Genomic DNA, 18,863 nt, shown 5'->3' with positions numbered 1-18,863 from the left:
TTACCGTGCGGCGGCCCGGTGCGATGAATCTGATTTGCGGCGGTTCAGCATCCGGTGTTACGCTGTGCGTACGATGGGGGAGATCACCATGAGGTATCCAATCGCAATCGAGCCCGGTGACGCAACGCATGCATTTGGTGTTGTCATACCCGATCTTCCCGGCTGTTTCTCAGCGGGAGACACTTTGGATGAAGCAATCGACAACGCTTGTGAAGCGGCGGAACTCTGGCTGACGACAGTCATTGAGGACGGTGGCGATCTTCCCCAAGCGCGCTCCTTCACGGAGCACTACGCAAATCCTGAGTTTGCCGGTTGGATTTGGGCGGTCATTTCCATCGATGTGGCCGCGCTAACGCCCAAGAACGCCAATCTGCCTGTTTTTTGAGCACGAAAAGCGCGTATAATACCGGCTCTTCATATTTTTTGATCACATCCACCATGCACGCTAATACCGCTTTACAAGCTGAAGCGCATGCCGCCGCCATCGCTGCCGCTGCCGCTCACGTCAACATCGCCGCCTACAAATTCGTCACCTTCGACGACACCGAGGCGATGCGCCCGCTGTACCAGGACATCTGCCAGCGCCTGGGCCTGAAAGGCACCATCCTGCTGACGCCGGAAGGCATCAACATGTTCCTGTCCGGCCCGCGCAGCCACATCGACGAGTTCCTGGCCTGGGTCCGCGGCGACGCCCGCTTCGCCGACCTGGAAGTGAAGGAAAGCTATTCGGCCGAGCAGTCGCACAAGCGCATGCTGGTGAAGATCAAAAAAGAAATCATCACCATGCGGATGCCGCTGATCAAACCGGAGGAAGGCCGCGCGCCCTTCGTCGACGCGGCCACGCTCAAGCGCTGGCTCGACAACGGCGTCGACGACAACGGCCAGCCGGTGGTCATGGTCGACACCCGCAACGACTTCGAGGTCGACGTCGGCACCTTCGACAACACGGTCGACTACCGCATCAAGAAGTTCACCGAGTTCCCGGAAGTGATCGCCGCCCACAAGGACGACTTCGCCGGCAAGACCGTGGTCACCTTCTGCACCGGCGGCATCCGCTGCGAAAAGGCCGCCATCCACATGCAGAACATCGGCTACGAGAACGTGTACCAGCTTGAAGGCGGCATCCTGAAGTACTTCGAGGAAGTCGGCGGCGCCCACTACACCGGCGACTGCTTCGTATTCGACTACCGCACCGCGCTCAATCCGAAACTGGAACCGACCGAGACCGTGCAATGCTTCGTCTGCCGTTCGGTGGTCACGCCGCGCCAGCAGTTGTCGCCGGAATACGTGTACGAGAAATCCTGCCCGCACTGCTACGGCAAGGAATAATTGAAAACGGCGCCCGAGGGCGCCGTTGTTGCATGGCTGACTGCACGAAACGGAAGCGACCGGCCATTGGACATTTAAACCAGCCTGTCTTTTGCCTCCACGTACACGCGACCGCGCTCCCGCTTGCCGACCGCGATGACCGTCACATACACGACGTCGTCTTCGACCCGATAAATCAGCCGGTAGCCAGCAGTCTTGAGCTTGATTTTGTAGCAATCGGCCATACCGGACAAGGCCGCACTGGGCACTCTCGGCTGCTCAAGTCGTTCCGACAGCTTTTTCTTGAAGGGCTCCCTGACGCTGCCGTCGAGCTTTTGCCATTCGGCCCAGGCCAGCTTATGAAAGCGTAGCTTAAAGGTCATGTAAGGCGACCTCGACAAAAGGGCCGTCTTGCCGCTCCCGCACCAACTGAACGTCCTCCAAATCCTCCATGCGCGCCATCAACTGCTCATAGTAATCGGCGGACAAAAGATATGCTTCCGGCCGGTTGTGATTGAGGACCGCGACCGGGGTGTTTTCCATCGCTTTCAGGATGTTGGAATAATTGCGCTTCAACTCCGTCACGCTAACGGTAATACTGGTAAGTACGGTGTCCATCGTCAAATCCGATCGCCAAATTAGATGTGGATTAAAGCATCTAATATAGCACCGTTTATGCACTCGCTTCACTGATCCAGCCGCAAGAAGGTCGCGCGCCCTTCGTCGAAGCGCACGCGCTTGAGCGCTGGCTCGACAACGGCGTCAACGACAACGACCGGCGGCATCCGCTGCGAGAACGTGTACCAGCTCGAAGGCGGCATCCTGAAGTACTTCGAGGAAGTCGGCGGCGCCCACTACACCGGCGACTGCTTCGTCTTCGACTACCGCACCGCGCTCAATCCGAAACTGGAACCGACCGAGACCGTGCAATGCTTCGTCTGCCGTTCGGTGGTCACGCCGCGCCAGCAGCTGTCGCCGGAATACGTGTACGAGAAATCCTGCCCGCACTGCTACGGCAAGAAGTAAAAAAACGGCGCCGGAGGGCGCCGTTGTTGTATGGCTCGTTGTTGCAGGGTTTATTGCGGCACGCGCGGCACCAGTTGCTGCAGCACCGACTGGTAGGCGTTGCGGGCGGTCTGGAACACCGCCAGCTTGGCGTTCAGCTCGGCCATCTGCGCATCGACGAACTGCAGGTTGGCGACCTGCTCCTGCGCCGCCTCGCTCAGTTCGCTGAGCTTGTAGCTGATGCCGTCGACGGTGACTTCGATTTCATCGTCCATATCGGCTTAACGGAAGTATGCCGCGATCTCGCGCACGTCACTGTCACCCAGCGTGCCGACGGAAGCCCGCATGCGGAGCGAAGTCAGCAAATAGTTGTAGCGCGCCTGGGCCAGGTCACGCTTCGCAGTGTACAGCTGCTGTTTGGCGTTCAACGCATCGAGGTTAATACGCACGCCGCCTTTGATGCTCTGCTCGGTCGCAGTGATCAACAACTCGGCCGAGGCAACCGATTTCATGAGCGCATCCACGCGCTTGACGCTGCTGAACATGACGCCATAATCCTTGCGCAACTCCAACAGAACCTTATCGATCTGCGCCTGCAAATCGGCCTTGGCTTTTTCCTCACTTGCCACCGTCTGGCGTTTTTGCGCGCTGAGCTGACCGCCAGAATACAAGGGGATATTCACTTGGACACCGATGCTACGAATGGTCTGGTCCTGATTTACGGTCGAGATTGCATCCGACGCGGTCTTGCCGTAAGTCGCTATGAAGTCAACGCGCGGCGCAAACGCTGCAAGTGCCTTGTTATATTCCTGGTGCGAGATTTCCACATTCGACGACATCGCTTTGATATCGGGATTGGTTTCAATCGCGATCTGCTTCCAGTACTCGAACGTCTGGCCGTCACTTGGACGAATGCGGAAGTCCGGCGACAAACGGTCGACTTCTCCCACCTCGCCCCCAATGATGGTCGCTAACGTCTCGCGCGACACCATTAAGTTTTCCGTGTACTCCAGCACTTGAGCTTCCGCGCCATCGAGCCGGGCCTGGGTTTCCAGCATGTCGGTCTTGGTGCCCTCACCATTCTTGAACATGCGGTCGTTGACCTTGCGCTGCTCCGCATACATGTCGCGTTCGACGGTGGCAAGCGCCAGCAAGTCTTCCTTGAACAGCAGGTCGATATACGCGTTGGCTACACGGAAAATAACTTCCTGGCGCTGGCTGTCGTACACCGAGGCCGCATAAGCGGTCTGCGCCTTACCTTGCTTGAAGCGCGCCCACCCGTCGAGATTGAATAAGGGCTGCCGCAACTGCACGGTCGCTGAACGCGAAATATAATCGTATGGTACAACGTGTTCACCTTGCGTCAACGTTGTACGGTTCTGGCTGGCGCTGTAGCCACCACTCAGATTCGGCAGCAGATTGGCCAAACCCAGCGCCTTGTTTTCCTTGCCAGCCTCATTGGTGTAATACGCCGAGCGGAAGGTCGGATCGTTTTTCAGCGCCGCCTCGTAAGCCTGCAGGAAGCCCAGCGCGTGAGCGCCCGAGGCTTGCAGCAGGACTCCGGCAACGCAAGCCCTCGCCATCATGGCCGCAAACCGACGCGGCTGTGCTTTTGACATCTTGGCCACGGTTACTCCTCCGTCATCGAAGTCTTGGCGCGATCGAAGATCGGCTTCAGCAGATAGCTCATCATCGAGCGCTCGCCCGTCTTGACGAACATCTCGACCGGCATGCCGGGCACGACATTCAGTTTCTTGTCAGCGATCAGCTTGGCGCCTTCCGGCGTGACGCGCGAACGGACCTTGTAGTACGCCTGCCCAGTACGCTCATCCACGGTACGGTCGGCGGCCACCTGGATCACCTCGCCAGGAATATGCGGCGTTTTGTTCGCGTTGAATGCCGAGAAGATTAAATCCACTTTCAGGCCCGGGTGAACCTTGTCGATCAGATTGACAGCCAGTTGTCCTTCCACCACCAACGTATCGTTGCTGGGCACAATTTCCATCAGGCGCGCGCCCGCACCGACCACGCCGCCGCGCGTGAACACACTCGAACCCACCACGGTACCGGCCACCGGCGATTTGATTTCCACGTTGGCGAAATCGAAGACTTGGCTTTGCAGACGGCTTTCCAGCGCATCAGCTTCTTTCTGTACATCGCTCAATTGACTACGCAGTTCTTTCTGGTACTCCTGAGTACGCTGCAGTTTGCGTAATTTCATTTCTGCGATTTGACGCTGTGAGCGTCCGATATTGCCGATGTCTTCGGAAATCGCACCATTGATCTGCGCATAGGTACGTTCCAGTTCCAGGAAACGATTGCGGGCGATATAGCCATCCTTGGCCAACTCGCGCGTATCGTCGAGCTGCTGCTTCAGCAGAGCTTTTTGTTCCTTTTTGGCCGCCAGGGATTCTTGCACGCCGGCGATTTGCAATCCCAGGCCGGCGATATTCTCATCTGCACCGCCCAGTTCGCTTTGCAGCGCCATGCGGCGCGAGCTCATCAATTGGCTCTGTACCGCCAGGTTCTCGACCAGGCGTGGATCGTCCTTGTACTGGTTGAGCGATGCCGGCAACGTGATTGCCGACTGCCCAAGGAGCTCGGATTGCATGCGGGCTGCGGTCACGCGGCCAGACAAATATTGTGCGCGAGTGGTTTCCAGCGCAGCCTTTGCCTGGACGCTATTCATACGCACCAACACCTGGCCGGCCTTGACCACGTCACCGTCCTTCACCAGGATGTCCTGCACGATACCGCCGGGCAGCGACTGGACGGACTTGCGGCTGGACTCGCTGGCCAGTGTTCCAGGCAGCGGCACACCTTTGTCGAGCGGGGCGAAAATAGCCCAAGCCAGGAAACCCAGCACACCACACAACACAATGATCCAACCCAGCCTAGCATATGACCCGGCATCCGTGTTAACCGTCAGTGGAGTGACGTCATGGCTAATGACCTCCACCGGAGCTTCCTTCTTGGTAATGAGATTCGACATGATTTAATCCTGTTCCGTTGGTGCCGCATTTTGCGAGGCGGCCTGTTGCTGTGCGGCCTGCTGCTGGACGACCAGTTGCTGCTCAGCTTGCTGTGCAGCCTGCTGCTGGGCGGCTTGCTGCTGGGCCGCCTGCTGCGCTGCGGCCTGCTGGGCTGCCGCCTGCTGTTGTTGCATATGATTGTTCTGAGCCTCCTGCAACGCCGCCAGCACCTGGTTGGTCGGGCCGAAAGCTGCCACAGCGCCGTCGCGCAGCAACAGCAGCTTGGTGGTGGCGCTGATGACGCTGGTGCGATGGGTAATCAGCACGATGGTCTTGCCGCGCGCGCGCAGATCGTTGATCGCCATGAGCAGCGCGGCTTCGCCGACGTCATCCAGATTGGAGTTCGGCTCGTCAAGCACCAGCACTGACGGATCGCCATACATGGCGCGTGCCAGGCCGATGCGCTGGCGCTGTCCACCGGACAAACCTGCTCCACCCTCGCCCATCAAGGTGTCATAACCTTTAGGGAAGTGCAAAATCATATCGTGGACGCCGGCGCGCTTTGCCGCCAACACCACTTTGTCCGCGTCAACCTCGCCAAAACGGGCAATATTGTCGCTGATGCTGCCGCCGAACAGTTCGACGTCTTGCGGCAGGTAACCCAGATGCGGGCCGAGTTCGCCCTTGTTCCACTGGTAGATGTCCGCGCCGTCCAGGCGCACCTTGCCGACCATCGCCGGCCACACGCCCACCAACAGGCGGGCCAGGGTCGATTTACCCGAACCGCTGGGGCCGATCACGCCCAGCACGTCGCCAGGCTGGACAGCAAAGCCGACACCCTTCAGCACCGCCACCGTCGTACCCGGTGGTGCCGACGTCACATTCTCCACGGTCAACGTGCCTTGCGGCTTCGGCAGCGCCATGCCGACTGCGCGCTCTGGGTTATCGGCCAATAGTTTATTCAGCCGTTCGTAAGCGCTGCGCGAGCTGGCGAACGACTTCCATACGCCGATCAGCTGCTGCACCGGCGCCAACGCACGGCCCACCAAGATCGACGCGGCAATCATCATGCCGGGGGTGATCTTGTTTTCCAAAACCAGCAGTGCGCCAAAGCCCAGCACCAGCGACTGCAGGGAGACTTGCACAAACTTGGTGATCGCGCCGATCTTGCCGGCCTTTTCGCTGGCGTCCGCTTGCAGGTGCAAGAAGCGGCCGTGCAATTTGAACCAGCGACCCATCAGGTCGGGCAGCATGCCCATCGACTCGATCACTTCGGCGTTGCGTAGATTATTGCCGGCCAGGTTGTTGGAGACGATGGCCATGCTGTTGGCATCGGCCAGCGGCTTGTGCGTGACGCGCTCGTTGATGTAGGCCAGCGCTACCAGCACGATCGTGCCCGCTAGCGCGAACAGGCCCAGCGACGGTTCAAATACAAAGATCACGATCAAATAGACCGGAAACCAAGGCGCGTCAAAAAAGGCGAACAAGGCATTACCAGTCAAGAACTGACGCAGGTTAGTGAGATCAGCCAACGCTTGGCTCGCATTGCCACCTGAACGCTTTAAATTGGATTCAAACGCCGCAGTGTAGACCCGCTTGTTGAGCTCCATGTCGAACTTGGCGCCGACCCGTATCAGCACGAAGCTGCGTATCAGGTCCAGCGCACTCATAAGGACATAAGCGCCCAGCATCATCAGGGTCAGCATTAACAACGTGATTTCGTTGCGGCTCGCCAGGACGCGATCATAGACCTGCAACATATAGAGGGACGGTACCAACATCAACAGGTTGCTGATGGCGCTGAACGTGCCGACGGTGACAAAGGTGCTCTTAAACTTCAGCAGTACCTGTTCAATTTCACTCTTGGGATTATTGAGAAAGTTATTTTTCATATCTATACCTACACAGTGCTATGGCGAAGCTTGGCTCAGCGACTGGAAGAATACCCACAACCAGCCAATGCATATGCTTGAGGTAATGAGCGAAGGATTTCACAAAAAACGCTACGAAGTAGCGGACGAGAGATTATCGCCTAAAATGAACTGGAAATGTGACGCAGATCACATTTTTTAGCTTAAATAGCACAAAAAATGGAATCGAGGTGATTTGAACAATGAACTGGCGCAAATTATTGCTAAGCAAAGTAGTGTAATCCTTACCATTGCCAGCATCAACAGGAACGGAAACGAACAGAAATAAAAAAAGCCGGGCTTACGCCCGGCTTTTAGAGAACTAGGACTAGGTCCCAGTCAATTACAGAGTAACGCCGTGTGCTGCAATCGCAGCTGCCGAACCGGTTGCAGCCAGATCAACCAGGCCGGTCAGTTTGACGATCATGTCGGTACCAGCAGCAAATGCGCCGGCGGTCGAACGATCTTCCACGATGTAGGTGTTGCCACCGAACTGGAACCAGCTGAAGATACCACCGTTAGCTACACCACCAGCGGTTGCTGCCTGGATGTAGTCAGCGAACAGCGCGGTCGAGGTGTTCAGGACGATCTTGGCGCTGCTTACCGAAGCACCCAACCATGCATCGCTCGCACCGGTACCAACGGTCGTGAAGATCAGGCTGTCGCCATGAGCGGCGCCGGTCACGGTCGAGTAGGTGTTAGCCGAAGTTGGCAGACCGAAGGTGATGTCATCAGCTGCAGTGTGTGCACCCAGGGTGATGGTGTTCTGGCCCGAACCCACAGTGATGTGGTTCACGCCGGTACCAACGGTCAGGGTGTTGTTGCCAACGCCGCCCAGCGACACGGTGTTCGTGCCATTGCCCAAGGTAACGATGTTGTTACCCGCAGCTTCGGTGATGGTGTTGTCGCCATTGCCAGCGGTGATGGTGTCAGCCTTGCCAACAGCAGCGGCGCCGGTGAATACCAGGTTGCCACTGGCAGCGGTTACGGTTGCACCAGCAGTTGCGGTAGCAGCGGTGGTCAGGGTGAAGGTTGCGCCCTTAGCCACGCCAGTTGCGTCAACGGTGGTGATGGTGTTGCTGGTCAGACCGGTCAGGTTCAGGCTTTCAGCGCCGGTAACTACCAGCTTGGTCACAGCCGCATCGGTCAGTGCCAGCGCGTTGGTGCCGGTGCTCACGCCGCTCGTCACGGTGCCATTGCTGGCGATGTTGACGGTTTCGATCGAACCGATGTTGGCGCCGCCAACGAAGGTCACGCCGGTGGTTTTCGCAGTACCCAGGTTCAGCTGGATGCTGTCGGTAGCGGTGTCAGCCTTCAGGCCGTAGGTGACAGCGTGGCCAGCGTTGGCCAGCAGCGACAGCGAGGTGCCAGCAGCGACATTGGCGAAGGTTACGCCCGAACCGCCGTCCGCGCCGACCTGCACGCCTTTGATGCCAGTCAGCACGGAAACGTCGTACACACCGGTACCGCCGGTAGCATCCACCACTTCGAAGTTGACCAGCTTGGCGCCGGTTGCAGCGGTCAGCAGGGTACCGCCTGCGCCAACCAGGTTGATCACGTCAGCCGAACCAGCGCCGCCGTCGATCTTCGAGGTAGCAGCTGCGGATACCACGACGGTGTCCACACCCGAGCCACCTTCGTAGGTGGTTTGAGCGGCGTTCACGGTCACGGTGTTCGCGCCGCTCGAAGCAGCAGCGTTCACGTCGGTGATTGCGGTCAGCCCGCTAACGTCAGCGGTCAGGCCAGCAGCGCCGGAAACGGCGATGGTCTTCAGGTTCGACAGGCCAGCAACCGAAGTCATGGTCAGCGCGTTCGAACCAGCAACGGTCAGGGCCGTAGCAGCGGTGTCGGCGATGTTAGCGATCGTCGAATCCTTACCTGCGGTCGTCACGTTGATGGTCGTGAAGTGGTTGCTGGCGTCGGTGATGGTTGCACCGGTCAGGTTGTTGACATTCAGCGCCAGGGTTTTGACGGTTTCGGTAGCCAGGCCGCTGGTCAGGCTCAGGGTGCCGCCGGTGCCGCTCAGGGTCAGCTTCGACAGCGCGTTCGACGAGATGGTCGATGCGCCGTAGTTAGCCAGGGTTACCGACGAAATGGTCGCGGCTTTGGTGGTGCTGCCAGCGTTCAGGTCGGCGATGGTCACACCGCCTTCAGCGATGGCTTGCGACGAAGTACCTTGGGTGCCGACGGTGACCGTACCAACAGCATTGGTACCAGCATTAGCACCACCTTCAACGAAGGAACCAGCGGTCGCGTCAGTACGAGCGCCTGCGGTTTTTGCGGTGAAGGTTACAACGCCGCTACCGTTATCAACAGCAACCCAGGTGGTACCAGCGGCCAGGTTGTAGGCAGTAACGAACGCGGTTGCGGTGGCAGCAGCAGCAGTCGCGCCGGCGGTGAAGGTGAAGCCGTCGAACGCCACGGTGTCCCCAGCAACAGCGGTACCGGTGAAGGTTGCGGAGAACACTTCTTTAACAACGCCAGCAGCAGCAGCAGCAGCGGTCTGGGTCACGGTGACTGCGGCAGTGGTCGCGTCGCCGGTGATCGACACTGCGCCTTGGGTGAAGGTTGCACCGGCCGCAGCGGCGGCCGAAGCGGTCGCGGTCTCGTTAACAGTAATGCTCGTGCCGCCGGTGACGCTGACAATGCCAGCAGCGGTGTTACCAGCTGCTTTTTCAGCGGCGTTAACCACGACGTTGCCAACAGCGCCGGTCACGGTCACGGTACCAGCATTGCCAACGGCAAGTGCGTTCACGGTAACATCGGAACCGCCGGTTACCGAGATGGCGCCAGTAGCAACTGCCGAGTCGGTTACCGACACGGTGGTGGTGGTAGCAGCGATCGCGGTAGCGCCGCCAGCCGAAACGACTTTCAGTGCGGTCGTGCCGGTGAAGCCGGAGGTATCAACGGAAACGGCGTTGTTTGCCGAAGTGACGTTCACGTTTTGAACGTTTTTCACGGTGACAGAGGAAGGAACTGCAAATCCAGCGATAGCATTAGCAGAGGTATCAATCACGTTCAGGGTGTTGGTACCAGCGCCGCCGTCGATGCTGTCCAGAGCAGTCAGGGTTGCGGTGTTGGTGGCGCTTGGAACGGCGTTGAACACGTCGTTCGCTGCGGTGCCAACCAAGATATCAACACCAGTGGTCAGAGCGGTGCTAACGGTTACTGGAACGATCAGACCGGCGATTGCCTGGGTCACATTGGCGTGGAACGCGGTCAGGTCGGTGGTCGCGGTAACTTGCGTCAGCAGGGCAGCAGCCTTAGCGGCAGCAGCGTCACCCTGGAAGGAGACGACCTTGGCGATGGTGTCCAGCGAGGCGGTGAAGTCGGTAGCGACGGCATTGACTTTGGCAACCAGTTGCGTATCCAGCAGGCCTTGTACCGAGGTGTTGGTGCCGTTCACGGCGCCTTCGGTGATGGCCAGCGATGCGTTTTCACGGCTCACAACACCGGTTTCGATCAGGTTGACCCAGTAGTTGCCGCCTGCGTCAGCGTCGCGGTGGAATACGTTGTTGTAGATGTCGTTAACGAACTTCAGGATCGACAGGTGATCGTTGCCTGGTGGGTTAACTTTGTTGGCGAAGCTGCCAACCAGCTTGCCTACAGCCGAAGTTGGGTTAGCTTGGGAATATGCGCTCAGAGCAGGGATCGTGGTCAGCGCGGTGTCGGTGCCAGCGAATGGATCAGCCACCAGCAGCTGGGCCGTGAAGTTAGCCAGACCGGTTGGGTCTGCAGGACGGCCAAAGTAGGAAATGTACAGTTGCTGTACGACTTGAGTGTAATCGATTGCCGCCATGATGATAGTTCCTTAAAAAGTTTGGTTTAAACCAGAAATTTCTGCGGCTCAGAGCATACAGCGCCGTATCACACTGAGCCCTTTTGCAGAAGGTGGGAGTATATTGCCATACCAAGGGACAATTGTTGTGACGGGCATCACAAAACAAATGTTTTTCTTCCGACTTTGCAACTAGTTGTAAATTATCTGCGCATTATTTATGCAAGATCCATAAATATACACAAATAATCACATTAAGTTTGCGCTATCAGCCCCATCCGGGCGCCTTTATATCATATGCGGCCGGTATACACAAAATGGGTAATGTTGCTTGCACAACATTACCCATTTTTTTCACCCAACTACTGAAAACAGACCGTTCAACGGCTCCACTTGGTCGCGCCGTTCACCGTGACGAAATTTGACTTGTATTGGAATAAATAAGCCGCCTCCTCCACATTGGCGCCGCCCAGATATCCCTTGATGCGCGATTCGGTGATCTGATTAGGATTAACCAGCAGACCGTTCTTGTCGATATTGCCAGCGACACTGTACGGCACGGTCATATTGTCACCGATCACGTTCAAGCTAGTTTTGAAAGTCCGCTTGGCGAAATCCACATCCAGTTGCGCATTTTCGACCGTCGCCTGGACCCAGTTTCCACCTGTACGCTGAAGCACCGCATCGCTGCCGGTCAGCACAAACGAGGCGGTCCCTTCGCGCGGCGCCACGTAGGCGGTCGATTTCAGGCGGGCGATGTTATATGGCCCCAACACCAACTCCAGGTCATAAGTGCCATTTTTCATCCTGGCTTGAGTCGCGGCATCCACGTTTGCGCCAGCGATCGCCTCGTAGCGGCCCCAGATCACCTCCTCCGGGCCTCGCGTCACCACGGGCGGCAAGACCGGCGGCGTGACCGGCTTCACCGGCACAACGGTTTCCGGCTGCTGATCCACCAGCGGCGGCACGGACGCCCCACCACCCGGCGTGACATTGTTCTGCGTGATCTGCTTGCTGTTGTTCAGCACATTATTGGACTTCTGCGCGTCGAGGTTGACGTCGGCGCCGGGACTACTGCCCCCCACCTTGCCCACCGGCTCATCCGGACGCGCCGGCGCGCCCTGGTCGGCCGGCGACATCACCGGGCTGCGCAGCAGTTGCGGACTGGTCTGGCCGCGCTGCACCTGCAGCATCAGCCCGGCCTGGCCGGCGAACAGCTCGCGGCTCGCGCCGCCCTCGCAGGGGCCGCCGCCTTCGGGGCCGCAGCTGCCGGCGAAGCCGCTGACCACCACGCCGCCGGACATCACCGTCACGCGCGAGGTCTGCTGGTCGGTGTAGACCACGAAGTCGGTGCCGCGCACGCCGATCGCGGCGACCGGCGTGTTGAAGCGGAAGTTCTGCCGCGCCTGCTTGACGCCGACGCCGGAAATGCTGCGCGCCACGCCCTGCAACAACTCCAGCTTGACGCGGGTGTTGGCCGGATTCTGCGCATCGATGTGGTAGGCCACGATGCGCGCCTTGCTGTTCGGGCGCAGCACGAGGAAACCCTGGTCGACGGTCTTGACATAGACATAGCCGTCGGCGCCGGTGGTCAATTCATCACCTTCCTGGACGGCGGCGTCGAGTGCGAGCGGGCGCGCGGCGACACTGACCTGCCCAGTGACGAACACGACTTTCCCAGCCTCGCCGGCCTGGGCGGCGGATGCCAGCATCCCCAGCCCCAGCAACATCGCTGCATATATGGTGTGAAATTGATTGCGCATAATAAGTTTCTCCCTCAGCCTACATTGTCCGCTATCGTCCCCGAAAGTATGTGACCCGGGTCACATTCTTTCAATTGGATACAATTGACCAACCGCCGCGACAACACGGCCGACAAAGCCGACGAAAGAGATGTAAAACAGTCAATTTTGCTCTATTCCATCCCGGCACAAGCCGTTATACTGGGCGATTATTTTACCTCAGCAACTATCGGCCCGCCGGCCGCCAGCCACCAGACCACCGCTCATCTTGCGCATCCCGTTCACCGCCACCGCCGTCGCCCGCAGCTGCATCGCCCTGGCCGCGCTGCTGATCACCGCCTGGGTCCAGTGGGACCAGGGCGGCGCCTCGCAGCGGCTCGACAACTGGCTGCGCGACCGCTACACGCTGATGCGCGCCAGCGCCCAGCCGGAGCGGCGCGTGCTGCTGGTGGACATCGACGAGACCAGCCTGGAACGCTATCCGTGGCCGTGGCCGCGCACCCGCATGGCGGAGATGGTGGAGGCGCTGCTGGCCGACGGCGCCCGCGGCGTGGCGCTCGACATCCTGCAGGAGAAGGCGGCCGACGCCGCCGGCGACGCCCGCATGACCATGCTGTCGCAGCACGCGCCGCTGGTCATGGCCCAGCTGTTCGATTTCAGCGAGCGCGACGATCCGCTGCACAGCGGCGTGCTGTCCGGCGGCGAACCCGGCGCCGTCCCGGGCGCGGTGCCGGCCTACGGCTACATCGCCAACCACGCCGGGCTGGCGCAGGCCGCCCATTTCGGCAACATCGGCGTGGCCCCCGACGGCGACGGCGTGCTGCGCCGGGTGCCGATGTACACCAGCTTCAACGGCCGCAGCTATCCGACGCTGTCGCGCGCGCTGTTCGACTGCTGCGCCGCCGGCCGGCCGCTGCCGCCCACCGCCACCGGCTGGGTGCGCGTCCCCTACACCCGCGCCTGGCCCGCCTACGACGTGGCCAAGGCCGCCGACCTGCTGGACCAGCGCGTGCCGCCCGAGTTCATCCAGGGCCGGCTGGTGCTGATCGGCTCGTCCGCGCTGAGCATCGGCGACCGCGTGGCCACGCCGCTGGGCGCGCTCAGCGCCGGGCTGATGGTGCACGCCTCCATGCTGACCGGCCTCTTGGACCGCCAGGCCGGCCTGGCGCCGGCGCCCTGGCCCGGCAGCCTGATCGCGTTGCTGTTCTGCCTGGCCGTGACGGCGCTGTCGATCTACACGCTGCCGCGCCGCACCGCCGCCGTCAACATCGCGCTGCTGGCGGCCGGCTCGGCGCTGTGGCTGCCGCTGGCCTACCTGGTCGCCCCGCACGACGCCGGCTTCGGCCCGTCCGGGCCGCTGCTGTCCATCCTGTTCCTGCTGCTGGTGGCCGTGCCCTTCCACTGGCAGCAGGCGCAGACCCGCTCGCGCCGCCTGCTCGACACGCTGCGCCAGTACGTGGCCGGCGACGTGGTCGACGAGCTGTTGCGCAGCAACCTGGAGGATCCGCTGGCCCCGCGCCAGCTGGAGGTGACCACGCTGATCGCCGACATGGAGGGCTACACCACCCACGTCGAGTCGCTGCCGGTCGAGGAGGCCGCGCGCCTGACCACCGAGTTCCTCGATTGCCTGACGCGCCCGGTGCTGGCCATGCGCGGCACCCTCGACAAGTACACCGGCGACGGCATGGTGGCGTTCTGGGGCGCGCCGCTGCCCAATCCCGACCACGCCAACTTGGCGCTGGACGCGGCGCGCGCCATGCTGCAGGCGGTGCGCCACCTGAACACGCGCCGCGCCGCCGCCGGCCAGCCGCCGCTGCGGGTACGCATCGGCATCGAAAGCGGGCTGGCGATGGCGGGCGACTTTGGCACGGCCATGCGCAGCATCTATACTGCGGTAGGCGACAGCGTCAACACGGCCTCGCGGCTGGAGCAGGCGGCGCGCGACTACCCGTACGACATCATCATCGGCGAAGGAACGGTGAGCCGCGCGAGCCGCCACCGTTTCCGCCAACTAGGCCAGCGCACGTTGCGCGGCAAGGAGCACCCGATTAATCTGTACACCCTCGAGGACGCGCCATGCGCGCCGTAAGCCCGTCGCTGCTGCTGGCGCTGCTGCTGACGCTGCCGTGGTGCGGCGCGTCGGCGGCCGGCCAGGCGCAGCAGCACGACATCGTGGTGGCGGCCGCCGCCGACGGCGGCGCCAACGCCGAGCCGGCGCCGTACGCGCCCATCCAGCAGGAAGAGCTGTACCTGGAGGCGATGCGGGCGCTGGCGGCCGACCAGCCCGAGCGCGCCAACGCCCTGCTGTTGCGCTTCCTGGAAGGCGAACCACGCCACGCCGGCGCCTGGCTGGACCTGGCGTTCAGCCAGTGCACGCTGGGCCACGGCGCCGAGGCCGAGCGCCTGTTCCAGGAGATCGAGCACCGCTTCAAGCCGCCGCCGGCGATCCAGGAGCTGATCGACCAGCACCGCGCGCGCGGCTGCGACACCAAGCCGTCGTGGCGGCCGCTGTGGGCGGTGTCGCTGGGCCGCGGCTACGACAACAACATCAACCAGGGCGCCAGCAGCAGCGAGTTCTCCACCGGCAGCGGCAGCACGCTGACGCAGTGGGAGCTGCCGGCCGACTACATGCCCAAGCCGGACCGCCAGACCACGGCCGGGGTCGACTATCTGCAGCAGCTCGACGAGACCGGCTCGCTGCTGATCGCCCAGTTGCGCGTGCGCCAGAACGACAACGTGCACGCCCAGGACTCGGCCTCGCTGCAGCTGGGCTACGAGCGGCCGTGGCAACTGGGCGCGTGGCGCGGCTACGGCACGGCGGCCTTCAGCGTGCTGCAGCTGGAACACCAGTTGTACCAGCGCCAGGAGCAGGTGCAGCTGCGCGCCACGCCGCCGCTGGCCGTGCCGGAGAACCTGCAATGGTCGCTGCTGGCCAGCCTGAGCCACGTGCGCTATCCGACCCGCACCAAGTACGATTCCAACACGCTGGAGCTGGGCACCAGCCTGTACTGGCGCGGCACGCAGCAGGTGTCGTTCTCGCTGAGCGGCCTGCTGGACAAGGGCCAGAACGGCCGCCTGGGCGGCGACCGCCACGGCTGGTACAGCGCGCTGCAGATGACCCAGCCGCTGCCGTACAAGAATCTCAAGGCGGAGCTGGGCTGGACGCGCCAGGTCTGGCAGAGCAGCGACGTGTACTCGCCGGAGATCATCGACATCATCCGCCACCAGGACACGCGGCAGCTGCGCGCGGCCGTGGTGATGCCGATGGGGACGCACCAGAGCCTGCAGCTGGAATGGCGCGCGGTAAGAAATCAGGAAAACATCTCGCTGTTTCAATATAATAGCCATGCAATCCAGCTCAACTGGCGCTGGGATAATTTCTAACACCGTATCCGATGATTTCACACCGCCCCGCCCTCACCGCCACCGCGGCGCCGTCCCCATGACGGCGCCCGACGAGCAAGCGCCCGCTGCGGCACCGCTGGATCCGGCCGCACCGCCGCTGGATCCGGTCGCGGCGGCGTTGGAGTCCGGCCAGCCGTACAGCATGCAGGTCCACCTGCGCAAGATACCGTTGCTGGCCAACCTGACCGAAGAGGAAATGGCGATGGTGCGCGCCGACCTGCGCATCCGCCAGTACGCCAAGCGCGAGGTGGTGCTGCAAAAGGGCGCCAACGGCGACAGCCTGCTGTTCCTGCTGCAGGGCCAGCTGCAGGTGGTCGACATCACCGAGGACGGCCGCGCGATCGGCCTGCGCATGCTGGCGCCGGGCGACTTCTTCGGCGAGATCGCGGTCATCAACGGCACCATGCGCTCGGCCTCGGTCGTGGCGACCACGGCGGTGCTGGTGGCGCTGCTGCCGCGTAACACCGCGCTGCACCTGTTCTCGCACTCGCCGTCGGTGGCCAACCAGATGCTGCGCTTCCTGGCCGCCAAGGTGCAGCGCGACTCGGAGTTCCGCGCCCTGCTCAGCATCCACAACACCGCCAAGCGCATCTACAGCTTCCTCGAGCTGGTCAAGGAAAAGAAGGAAGGCGACGTCGAGGTGGTGGAGAACCTGCCGACCCACCAGGACATCGCCAACATGATCAACACCAGCCGCGAGACCGTCACCCGCACGCTGCTGGCGCTGGTCCAGCAGGGCATCGTCAAGAAGGGCACGCACCGCCTGATCATCATCGATCCGGAAGCGCTGCAGAAACTGGCCCAGAGCTAGTCCGGGCCGGCGCTTCAGGCCTTGCCGGTCAGCGCCGACAGCCAGCGCTTGAAACGGCCGGCCGGCATCTCGGTGGCTGGTTCAGGCATGGCCACCGGCTCAGGCGCGGCCACCGGCTCAGGGATGGCGGCCGGTTCCGGCTCCGCCACCTTCAACGCGCCCTGCCGCACCCCCGCCTCGAACAGCATGATGCCCAGCGAGCGGCGGTCGTCACCACCGTTCGCTTCGGCCGGTACAAAGGTCGGTGACAGCAGGTCGATGCGGTACAACTGGCCCTGCTTCAACGCCAGCGGCAGCTCTACATCGATCATCTGGTTCTGCTGCCCGAAGAACACCTGCTCCGCGATCACCTCGCCGAACTCCTTGCCGTCCTGGGCGCGCAGCCGCACCGTCAGCGGCATCGACGAGTCGTAGATGCTGAGGATGCGCAGGTCCAGGATGTTGCTGTCCTGGCGCGCCAGGAAATACAGCCAGCCGTCGCCGTTCGACCAGCGCCCGCCGATGCCGTTCATGTCCGGTTCAAACGGATGCCAGCCGCGCCCGAACTTGTCGATACGGATCGCACGCTCATCCTGCGCCGCGCTGTCGAACACGAAGATATTGCCCTGGCAGCGGCGGCACACCTCGGCCTTCATCGAATCCTTGGCGATGGCCTCGCGCTCCGGCGCGCGCAGCAGCTCGACGATCGAGGTGTCGCGCAGGTTGGGCAAGCCCATCTCACCTTCGTAGTCGAGGCAGCACAGCGACATCTGGCCGTCGGCCAGCATCGACACGTTGTGCGCCATCGAGCAGTCCAGCGCCTCCTCGCGCTCCTCCACGTACACCACCGACTCCTTGGGCAGGAAGGTCTTCATAAACGACTCCTCCTTGGTCCACAGGCCGAAGGTCTTGAAGCGGATGAAGCAGTTCGGCGCGAACATATAGCCCCAGAACTGGTCCTCGGTCATGTCGATCGCGCCGTCGGGCAGCGTGTCGCGGCTGGCGGCCAGGTGGTTGCGCGCCAGTTGTTCCTTGTACTGCTCCAGCGAACGCACGCGCTCGGCCTCGAACTGCTCGGGGAACTCGGCGCGCAACTGCTCCGAAAAACCGTCGAACAGGTTCAGCAGGTTGAGCACGAAGGCGTCCTTGTCCTCGATCGCGAACGGGTCCCACATGTTCAGGTCGAAGTCGGACTGGATGGTCGAGTCGGCCCGCATATTGGAGGTCGACGTCACGTGCACCTCCACCCGCGAGGCGCTGCCGTTGGCGAACTTCTCGCGCAGCGCCGGCAGGATGCGGTTGAAGTACTGCTCGAAGGTCAGCTTGTCGTAGCCGCGCATGCGCTTGTACGAATCCTCGGTCGGCGTCTGCAGGCTCAGCACCAGCGCGACGTTATCGTGCTGGAAGATCTTCTTCGCGCGCTCGGCGTCCAGGATGGCGAAGTTGCTGATCAAATAGACTTCGATGCCGTACTGCTCGCACAGGTCGATGTATTTGTAGATCTTCTTGTTCAGCAGCGGCTCGCCCAGCACGTTGAACTGGATCGGCTTGTTCAGGCCGAGGTCGCGCACCTCCTCGATGAAGCGCACCGCCAGCTCATCGTCGGCGTTGCCGCGTTCCTTCTTCAGGTAGTCCGACGGGCAGAAGGTGCAGTGCATATTGCAGTGGTTGGTGAGCTCCAGGAAAAACACTTCCGGCTGCACCGACCAATCGTTGACCGGCTGCGGCCGCGCCTCGGTGACGGGCAGCGCGGGCGCGGCGGTGACGAGGTCGGTGTGCGGGTGGATTTTAATCATGGGCAGGCGCTGGGACAGGTGGCTGGAAACATCTGGATACAAATTCCATCCAGGATTTGGAGAGCGGTGATTATATAGCAGTTCGCCCCGTCCCGACTGGCGCGCCGCCCCGTCCGGCGCGCTCGGCCGCGCAGGGGGCCATGTTATAATCCGCCGC

Annotated in this window: 14 protein-coding genes and 1 pseudogene; 6 read left to right on the top strand and 9 right to left on the bottom strand. The window is 61.6% G+C overall.

Going from position 1 to position 18,863, the window contains the following annotated elements; all coding sequences use genetic code 11:
• Nucleotides 1-88 precede the first annotated feature (88 nt).
• Both HUX88_RS02770 and HUX88_RS02765 read left to right on the top strand, forming a co-directional pair.
• Entirely contained in the window at nucleotides 89-385 is a 297-nt protein-coding gene (locus tag HUX88_RS02770) for a type II toxin-antitoxin system HicB family antitoxin (protein ID WP_117012143.1), read from the top strand.
• 53 nt (nucleotides 386-438) lie between these two features.
• Nucleotides 439-1,329: a sulfurtransferase gene (locus HUX88_RS02765; protein ID WP_117012144.1), complete on the top strand. Its 891-nt coding sequence runs from the start codon at nucleotides 439-441 to the stop codon at nucleotides 1,327-1,329.
• A gap of 74 nt (nucleotides 1,330-1,403) precedes the next feature.
• Here the strand turns inward: HUX88_RS02765 and HUX88_RS02760 are convergent, their stop codons facing one another.
• Nucleotides 1,404-1,691 carry a type II toxin-antitoxin system RelE/ParE family toxin gene (locus HUX88_RS02760; protein ID WP_117011916.1) on the bottom strand — a complete coding sequence of 96 codons (288 nt, stop codon included), beginning with the start codon at nucleotides 1,689-1,691 and terminating at the stop codon, nucleotides 1,404-1,406.
• The gene (locus HUX88_RS02755) at nucleotides 1,681-1,926 is read right to left on the bottom strand and encodes a type II toxin-antitoxin system Phd/YefM family antitoxin (protein ID WP_117012145.1); all 246 of its coding nucleotides are present in this window, start codon (nucleotides 1,924-1,926) and stop codon (nucleotides 1,681-1,683) included. Before HUX88_RS02755 ends, HUX88_RS02760 begins: the two co-directional genes overlap by 11 nt.
• 71 nt (nucleotides 1,927-1,997) lie before the next feature.
• Between HUX88_RS02755 and HUX88_RS02750 the strand changes: the two are divergent.
• Nucleotides 1,998-2,334, top strand: a pseudogene (locus HUX88_RS02750) (sulfurtransferase); the annotation flags it as partial.
• Between the two features lie 50 nt (nucleotides 2,335-2,384).
• Here the strand turns inward: HUX88_RS02750 and HUX88_RS02745 are convergent.
• From HUX88_RS02745 to HUX88_RS02720, 6 genes are all read right to left on the bottom strand, one after another.
• A complete protein-coding gene (locus tag HUX88_RS02745; protein WP_161092436.1) occupies nucleotides 2,385-2,588 on the bottom strand; it encodes a DUF6447 family protein in 204 nt (67 codons plus the stop codon).
• 6 nt (nucleotides 2,589-2,594) lie between these two features.
• Nucleotides 2,595-3,932, bottom strand: a complete 1,338-nt coding sequence (locus HUX88_RS02740; RefSeq protein ID WP_176360803.1) for a TolC family outer membrane protein — start codon at nucleotides 3,930-3,932, stop codon at nucleotides 2,595-2,597.
• A gap of 11 nt (nucleotides 3,933-3,943) precedes the next feature.
• Nucleotides 3,944-5,305 (bottom strand): HlyD family type I secretion periplasmic adaptor subunit, encoded by a 1,362-nt coding sequence (locus HUX88_RS02735; RefSeq protein WP_176360724.1) that lies wholly within the window; start codon nucleotides 5,303-5,305, stop codon nucleotides 3,944-3,946.
• A gap of 3 nt (nucleotides 5,306-5,308) precedes the next feature.
• Nucleotides 5,309-7,177, bottom strand: coding sequence for a type I secretion system permease/ATPase (locus HUX88_RS02730; protein WP_161092438.1), 1,869 nt, complete (start codon nucleotides 7,175-7,177; stop codon nucleotides 5,309-5,311).
• A gap of 361 nt (nucleotides 7,178-7,538) precedes the next feature.
• Entirely contained in the window at nucleotides 7,539-10,994 is a 3,456-nt protein-coding gene (locus tag HUX88_RS02725; RefSeq protein ID WP_176360723.1) for a DUF4214 domain-containing protein, read from the bottom strand.
• Between the two features lie 359 nt (nucleotides 10,995-11,353).
• Entirely contained in the window at nucleotides 11,354-12,736 is a 1,383-nt protein-coding gene (locus HUX88_RS02720; RefSeq protein WP_176360722.1) for a FecR domain-containing protein, read from the bottom strand.
• Between the two features lie 247 nt (nucleotides 12,737-12,983).
• Here HUX88_RS02720 and HUX88_RS02715 point away from each other — a divergent pair, with 247 nt between their 5' ends.
• From HUX88_RS02715 to HUX88_RS02705, 3 genes are read left to right on the top strand one after another with little or no spacing between them, the layout of a single operon-like run.
• Nucleotides 12,984-14,804 carry a CHASE2 domain-containing protein gene (locus HUX88_RS02715; protein ID WP_217916192.1) on the top strand — a complete coding sequence of 607 codons (1,821 nt, stop codon included), beginning with the start codon at nucleotides 12,984-12,986 and terminating at the stop codon, nucleotides 14,802-14,804.
• Nucleotides 14,792-16,099, top strand: coding sequence for a M48 family metallopeptidase (locus HUX88_RS02710; protein WP_176360721.1), 1,308 nt, complete (start codon nucleotides 14,792-14,794; stop codon nucleotides 16,097-16,099). Before HUX88_RS02715 ends, HUX88_RS02710 begins: the two co-directional genes overlap by 13 nt.
• 58 nt (nucleotides 16,100-16,157) lie before the next feature.
• A complete protein-coding gene (locus tag HUX88_RS02705; protein ID WP_229219162.1) occupies nucleotides 16,158-16,931 on the top strand; it encodes a Crp/Fnr family transcriptional regulator in 774 nt (257 codons plus the stop codon).
• A 14-nt stretch (nucleotides 16,932-16,945) separates the two neighbouring features.
• Here the strand turns inward: HUX88_RS02705 and HUX88_RS02700 are convergent, their stop codons facing one another.
• A complete protein-coding gene (locus HUX88_RS02700) occupies nucleotides 16,946-18,706 on the bottom strand; it encodes a radical SAM/SPASM domain-containing protein (protein ID WP_176360720.1) in 1,761 nt (586 codons plus the stop codon).
• Nucleotides 18,707-18,863: the final 157 nt, after the last annotated feature.

This window comes from Duganella sp. BJB1802, from assembly GCF_013369445.1.
GTDB lineage: Bacteria > Pseudomonadota > Gammaproteobacteria > Burkholderiales > Burkholderiaceae_D > Rugamonas > Rugamonas vulcania_A.
Note: the sequence above shows the minus strand (reverse complement) of the source record. Positions and strands in the feature narration are given on the sequence as shown.

Excerpts from the sequence above, each read along its gene's own strand:
- HUX88_RS02770 (WP_117012143.1), top strand. The coding sequence starts at position 89 with ATGAGGTATCCAATCGCAATCGAGCCCGGTGACGCAACGCATGCATTT.
- HUX88_RS02765 (WP_117012144.1), top strand. The coding sequence starts at position 439 with ATGCACGCTAATACCGCTTTACAAGCTGAAGCGCATGCCGCCGCCATC.
- HUX88_RS02760 (WP_117011916.1), bottom strand. The coding sequence starts at position 1,691 with ATGACCTTTAAGCTACGCTTTCATAAGCTGGCCTGGGCCGAATGGCAA.
- HUX88_RS02755 (WP_117012145.1), bottom strand. The coding sequence starts at position 1,926 with ATGGACACCGTACTTACCAGTATTACCGTTAGCGTGACGGAGTTGAAG.
- HUX88_RS02745 (WP_161092436.1), bottom strand. The coding sequence starts at position 2,588 with ATGGACGATGAAATCGAAGTCACCGTCGACGGCATCAGCTACAAGCTC.
- HUX88_RS02740 (WP_176360803.1), bottom strand. The coding sequence starts at position 3,932 with ATGTCAAAAGCACAGCCGCGTCGGTTTGCGGCCATGATGGCGAGGGCT.
- HUX88_RS02735 (WP_176360724.1), bottom strand. The coding sequence starts at position 5,305 with ATGTCGAATCTCATTACCAAGAAGGAAGCTCCGGTGGAGGTCATTAGC.
- HUX88_RS02730 (WP_161092438.1), bottom strand. The coding sequence starts at position 7,177 with ATGAAAAATAACTTTCTCAATAATCCCAAGAGTGAAATTGAACAGGTA.
- HUX88_RS02725 (WP_176360723.1), bottom strand. The coding sequence starts at position 10,994 with ATGGCGGCAATCGATTACACTCAAGTCGTACAGCAACTGTACATTTCC.
- HUX88_RS02720 (WP_176360722.1), bottom strand. The coding sequence starts at position 12,736 with ATGCGCAATCAATTTCACACCATATATGCAGCGATGTTGCTGGGGCTG.
- HUX88_RS02710 (WP_176360721.1), top strand. The coding sequence starts at position 14,792 with ATGCGCGCCGTAAGCCCGTCGCTGCTGCTGGCGCTGCTGCTGACGCTG.
- HUX88_RS02705 (WP_229219162.1), top strand. The coding sequence starts at position 16,158 with ATGACGGCGCCCGACGAGCAAGCGCCCGCTGCGGCACCGCTGGATCCG.
- HUX88_RS02700 (WP_176360720.1), bottom strand. The coding sequence starts at position 18,706 with ATGATTAAAATCCACCCGCACACCGACCTCGTCACCGCCGCGCCCGCG.